This window comes from Pseudomonas sp. KK4 (genome assembly GCF_001984065.1).
Classification (GTDB): domain Bacteria; phylum Pseudomonadota; class Gammaproteobacteria; order Pseudomonadales; family Pseudomonadaceae; genus Aquipseudomonas.
Genome location: NZ_LYVP01000195.1, coordinates 1 through 5679 on the forward strand (window position 1 = coordinate 1; position 5679 = coordinate 5679).

General features: G+C 60.1%; 5 protein-coding genes. 2 read left to right on the forward strand and 3 right to left on the reverse strand.

The features are described 5' to 3' along the window. Window positions 1-108: 108 nt before the first annotated feature. Window positions 109-897, reverse strand: a complete 789-nt coding sequence (locus B0W55_RS28420) for a VacJ family lipoprotein (protein ID WP_077049226.1) — start codon at window positions 895-897, stop codon at window positions 109-111. After that, window positions 890-2188, reverse strand: a complete 1299-nt coding sequence (locus B0W55_RS28425; protein ID WP_077049227.1) for a serine/threonine protein kinase — start codon at window positions 2186-2188, stop codon at window positions 890-892. Before B0W55_RS28425 ends, B0W55_RS28420 begins: the two co-directional genes overlap by 8 nt. 224 nt (window positions 2189-2412) lie before the next feature. Here B0W55_RS28425 and B0W55_RS28430 point away from each other — a divergent pair, with 224 nt between their 5' ends. Further along, window positions 2413-2781 carry a hypothetical protein gene (locus tag B0W55_RS28430; protein WP_077049228.1) on the forward strand — a complete coding sequence of 123 codons (369 nt, stop codon included), beginning with the start codon at window positions 2413-2415 and terminating at the stop codon, window positions 2779-2781. 98 nt (window positions 2782-2879) lie between these two features. Here B0W55_RS28430 and B0W55_RS28435 read toward each other — a convergent pair whose 3' ends face one another. After that, window positions 2880-4475: a beta (1-6) glucans synthase gene (locus tag B0W55_RS28435; RefSeq protein ID WP_077049229.1), complete on the reverse strand. Its 1596-nt coding sequence runs from the start codon at window positions 4473-4475 to the stop codon at window positions 2880-2882. A 297-nt stretch (window positions 4476-4772) separates the two neighbouring features. Between B0W55_RS28435 and B0W55_RS28445 the strand changes: the two genes are divergently transcribed. Next, on the forward strand, window positions 4773-5624 hold the full coding sequence (locus B0W55_RS28445; RefSeq protein WP_077049230.1) for a glycine betaine ABC transporter substrate-binding protein: 852 nt from the start codon (window positions 4773-4775) through the stop codon (window positions 5622-5624). The last annotated feature ends 55 nt before the right edge of the window (window positions 5625-5679 follow it).

Below are 5679 nucleotides of genomic sequence, written 5' to 3' on the forward strand. Positions count from 1 at the left end.
GCCTTCGCGAGCAAGCCCGCTCCCACATTGGTTTTCCGGTGTTTGGGAGACCTCATGCAAAAAGGCCATTCAATGAGCATTGAATGGCCTTTTTTGTGGCTGCTGCGATTACTCGGCGATCTGCAGCTTGCGCGATTCGGTGTACACGTATCGCACCTTCTCGTACTCGAACGGCGAGTTCAGCTGGCCATAGCGGAAGCCGGTCTGATAGCGCTTGTCGATGCCACGCAAAATCCAGACTTCCGGATGGTTGGAGCTGACTTCGGCGACGTTGAGGAAGTTGATCGCGTTCTCGGCGCTGAAGTCGACCACCAGCCCGCCGGTGTCACGCAGGTTCGACGGCCCGAGGATCGGCAGCACGAAGTAGGCGCCACTCGGTACGCCATAGAAGCCCAGGGTCTGGCCGAAGTCTTCGCTCTGGCGTGGCAGGCCCATGGCGGTGGCCGGGTCCCACAGGCCGGCGATGCCGATAGTCGTGTTGAGCAGCAGGCGACCGGTGATCTCCATCGACCGCTGGCCCTTGAACTGCAACAGGCTGTTGAGCAGGTTAGGTACATCGCCCAGGTTGTTGAAGAAGTTGCTGACACCGGTACGCACGAAGCTTGGCGTGATATAGCGGTAGCCATCGACCACCGGCAGGAACACCCACTGGTCGAAACGGTAGTTGAAGTGGTAAACGCGACGGTTCCACTCTTCCAGCGGGTCGTAGACGTTCAGCGCGCTCAACGTAGAGCGTTCGAATTCGCGCTGGTCCAGCCCCGGGTTGAACTTGAGCTTGCTCAGGGGCTCCTTGAAGCCGTCACTGTCGACGACCACGGGGGCGTTGGCCTTGCTGTTGTCGGCATTGGCAGCGGTTGCACAGAGTAACGCAGCGATTAGCAGGAGGTATTTAGCCACGGAAGAACTCCAGCATGGCGTCGCTGTTGACGCGGTAGTTAAGGTTGCCGCAATGGCCACCCAGTGGATAAACGGTCAGGCGATCGCCAAAGGTCTTGCGCAGGAAACCCAGGTCACCCGGGCCGAGGATCACGTCGTCGGCGTTATGCATCACAGCGATTTTCGGGCTGTTGTGCAGGTAGTCCGCCAGCGCATACAGGCTCACCTGATCGATCAGTTGCAGCAGGCTGCCGCCGTCAGTACGGGCGCGCCACATCGGGATCACCTGTTCGGTGATGTAGCAGTCGAAGTCGCACTGCAGGGCACGCTTGAGGAACGGCGTGAGGCTGGTGCCTTCGGTGATCGGGGTCTTGGGTGGCGTGATCAGGCCGCGGCGATTGATCAGGTCCGACGTGAAGGCGATGTCCGCCGCCGAGAACCGGAACGAAGTGCCGATCAACATGGCCATCTGCTCATTGCTCAGGTGCTGCTTGGACTGCTGGAAGTCGTAGAGCAGGGCGTCGTTGAGATCGATGTAGCCCTTCTGTTGGAAGTAGCGGGTCAGTTTGTTCAGCACCAGCTCATAGAAGGTGGTGGTGTTGTTGATGCCCTTGACCTCGGTCTGGACCAGTCGGTCCAGGTTGGTGATCGAGGTGTAGAGGTTGACCGGAGGGTTGAGCAGCAACACTTTCTTGAAGTTGAAGCTGCGGCGGGTTTCGTCCAGGTGCGCGACGAATGCCGCGTCCAGTGCACCCAGGCTGTAGCCCGTCAGGTAGTAATCGGTGACCGGCAGTTTCGGGTTCTGCGCCCGCACGGCCTGCATCACCCGATACATGTCTTCGGCGTCGTCCTTGGTAATGCCGGGCGTGGCAAAGCGTGATGCGGCACTGATGAAGTCGAAACTGGTCGGCGAAGACAGTTGCACCACGTGGTAGCCAGCCTTGTAATAAAGCTTTTTCAGGTATTCGTTCAGGCTGCTGTCGTAGCGCGCGCCGGTGCCGGCGATCAGGAAAATCAGCGGTGCCGGTTTGTCCTGGGTGGCGATGCGATAGGTGAGTTTCTTGACTGCCCAGAAGTTGTCCGGCAGTTCGAACTGGCGCTCCGGGCGCAGGGTGAGGGTGTGATCGCTCTGATCGATGTCGTCATCCAGGGGCAACTCCGGACGCAAGTCCGGTGGTGTCGTGGCGATGGTCGCTTCAAACGGGTTGGTCAAAGGGTAGCCATAACTGGCGGCGTCTATGTCGACCGCCAGTGCGGACGCACTCAATATAAGGCCGCCAAACAGGGCGGCGAAGCGCAAGGAACGGAGCATGACTAAATCCCTTAGAGGAAGGTGCCGAATGAAGTTCGCAGGCTATGACCACTGGATTTGCGCCAAAGTGCCACGCATCGGCACCAAACTGGCTTAATTCGGAGTAATAGTAGCTGGACGATACACTTTGCAGTGATCGAATGACCAGTTAACTGTTGTTGGCGTTTGCTTAAGGCTGGCGGGCGATTAAGCTGGCCGCCGTTTTTTGCTGATTGGAGTGTCACATGTCCCGCCGTCTGCCCGTGATTTTGCTGCTCGTTTTGCTGCCTTTATGGCTGGCCGCCAGTTATGGGGCGCGTTATGGCTTCATGGAAGATGCGCAGTGGGTGGGAATCTGCGTGGATGAGACGAGCCGCTGGGAATGCCAGGTGCGGTCGAACCTGGGCCTGATGATTCATTTCAAGGTAATGGGCTGGGCAGCGCTGGCTGCCGCGGTGATTGGCTTTGCAGTACCGGGGCGGGCAGGGTGGTGGCTGGCGCTGTTGGCGCTGGTGTTGGGATTTCCGGCGCTGGCCTTGTACAACACGACGCTGGCGGTATTTGCGGTGGTCATTGGCGGGTTGCGGCTGGTCAGGGCGTCACGTAGCGCCTGACAGTCAGTCTTCGCAAGCAAGCCCGCCCCCACAGGAGAATACATTCCAAATGTGGGAGCGGGCTTGCTCGCGAAGAGGCCGATCGACGCAATAAAGCTTTAAGCTGTGCGAACCCGCAAACTGCGCCACAACGCAGCCACCATCAGCACACTCACCAACGCCCAACCCCACGCCTGCTGGTTCTGCAGACCTTCCTGATAAAGCTGCGGTGCAATGCCGGCGCCGATGATGAAGGTCAGCAGGGCGATTTCACGACGCGGCACACTCACGGGGCGGCACAGGAAGACCAGTGCCGACACGATGAACGCCATGCTCGGGAAGCTGCGATAGCGCGGGTCGAACACCATCTCCAGCATGCTGACCGCCGCTGCAAACCCGGTCAGTGCCAACAACCAGCCAGATCGACGTTCAAGTAGGTTGAAAGCCCAGCCACGCCAGCCCGAACGCCGGCTCAACGTCAGCGCGGCATGCGCCAGCACCAATAGATTCAAGACCGTCAGCAGCGCGACCCACAGCCATTCACTGGCAAAACGCGTGGTGACCCGCGCCAGATCGCCCCAGGCCCCCAGCGAGCAGGCTGCCAAGGCACCCAACAGCGGCAGCACCAGTGCCGCGCGGGTGTCGCGTACGCGCCCGCCGAGGATCAGCGTGCCGAGGAAGATCAGGCCACCCACCATCAGCCACTGCGACCAGTACGGCACGTTGGACACGGGCCCTGCCAGCACGCCCTTGTCCTGACGGTCGGCGTCGAACAGCCCCCAGTAACCGCCCACTGCACCTTCGCTGGCGCGCTTCCACGGCTGGTCGAAGGCTTCGATCAGGTTGTAGTGCCAGCCTTCCTGTTCGGCCATGGCAACGAAACCACGAATGAATTTGGCTTCGTTGACCCGGCTCGGCAACGCCGTTTCCCGCTGTCGGCCTTCGCTCGGCCAGCCGGTTTCGCCGATCATCACATCCTTGGGCGCGAACTTGTTGCCGAACACTTGGCGTACCTGCGCCACATGCTGCAGGGCGGCATCGATGTTCGATGGATCGTCTTCCCAATACGGCAGCAAATGGATGGTCAGGAAATCCACGGCGGGGGCGATTTCCGGGTGCTTGAGCCAGAACTCCCAGACGTCGGCGTAAGTGACGGGCTGCCTGACCTGGCCTTTGACCTTGGTGATCAGCCTGGCCAGTTGCGCGCCGGTGACTTCCTTGCGCAGCAGGGTTTCGTTGCCGACGATGACCGCCGTGACCACGTCAGGGTTGGCGTTGGCCGAGGCAATCAGCAGGTCGACTTCCTTTTCGGTGTCCACCGGGTTGCTGTTGACCCAGGCGCCGATCATCAACTTCAAGCCGTGCTTGCGCGCCAGGTCCGGCAGGGCCTCGAGGCCGGTCATGGAATAGGTGCGAATGCACTGGAAACTTTTCGCCAGCAGTGCGAGGTCGGCGTCCATGCGCTCGGGACGCAGCTTGAACGGTACATCGAATGGCGACTGGTCCTTGTCGAACGGGGTGTAGGAGGCGCACTGCAACTTGTGCGTCGGGGTGGCAACGTCCGGCAGGACCACCGGTTTGCCGAGGCCGTACCAGAAGCCGCCGAGGGCAAAGAGCCCCAACAGGCAGGCGAACACATATGCGAAAAAAGGGAAGCGCGGGGTTGCGGACATGGTCAGGCCGTCAGGGAGCAAAGCGGCGCATGTTACCTGCATTTGCCGCTGGCTTGGTGGCCTGCATGAATTAGACATGCAAAGTTCGGGCGGATTGTCCGAGGCAATAGTCTGGCGCGAGATTAATGGCGTTCTGATGTCGTTTCTCGATGTTTTGAGGTCGCTGGCAGAGCAGGTCGCGATGGGCGTCAGGTTGATGATCGAAGGCGTCAGTACCCTAGTTGATCGCGCTGATGATCGAACGAGTTTGCGGTGGGCGTGATGGGGGCGCTGTGCACCATAACAATACGTTGACGCGCCTCGGCACCCGTCGAGCGCAGCACTTTCGGGGAAGTAACGATGAAGATGCGACGACTTTTAGGCGCAGGTGCCGCTCTGGTGCTTGCGATGGGCTCCACATTCGCCAGCGCAGAAACCAAGACCCTGAGCATCGGTTACGTTGACGGCTGGTCCGACAGCGTTGCGACCACTCACGTGGCGGCTGAAGTGATCAAGCAGAAGCTCGGTTATGACGTGAAGCTGCAAGCGGTCGCTACCGGGATCATGTGGCAGGGCGTGGCCACGGGCAAACTGGACGCCATGCTGTCGGCCTGGCTGCCAGTGACCCATGGCGATTATTGGGCCAAGAACAAGGACCAGGTCGTCGACTACGGTCCGAACTTCAAGGATGCCAAGATCGGTCTGATCGTGCCTGAGTACGTCAAGGCCAAGTCCCTCGAAGACTTGAAGACTGACGATAGCTTCAAGAAGCGCATCGTCGGCATCGACGCCGGTTCAGGCGTGATGCTCAAGACCGAGCAGGCGATCAAGGACTACGACCTGACCGGCTATCAACTCAAGGCCAGTTCCGGCGCCGGCATGATTGCCGAGCTGACCCGTGCCGAGAAGAAAAACGAATCCATCGCCGTGACCGGTTGGGTACCGCACTGGATGTTCGCCAAGTGGAAACTGCGCTTCCTGGAAGACCCGAAAGGCGTTTACGGCGCAGCAGAAACCGTGAACAGCATCGGCAGCAAGGAACTGGCGACCAAGGCGCCGGAAGTGGCCAAGTTCCTGAAGAACTTCCAGTGGGCTTCGAAAGACGAGATTGGCGAAGTCATGCTGGCAATCCAGGAAGGCGCCAAGCCTGAAGCCGCAGCGAAGGATTGGGTGGCCAAGCACCCGGATCGCGTGGCTGACTGGACCAAATAACGCCAAAGAGCACGCTTGACCCTGTGGGAGCGGGCTTGCTCGCGAAGGCGGTCTG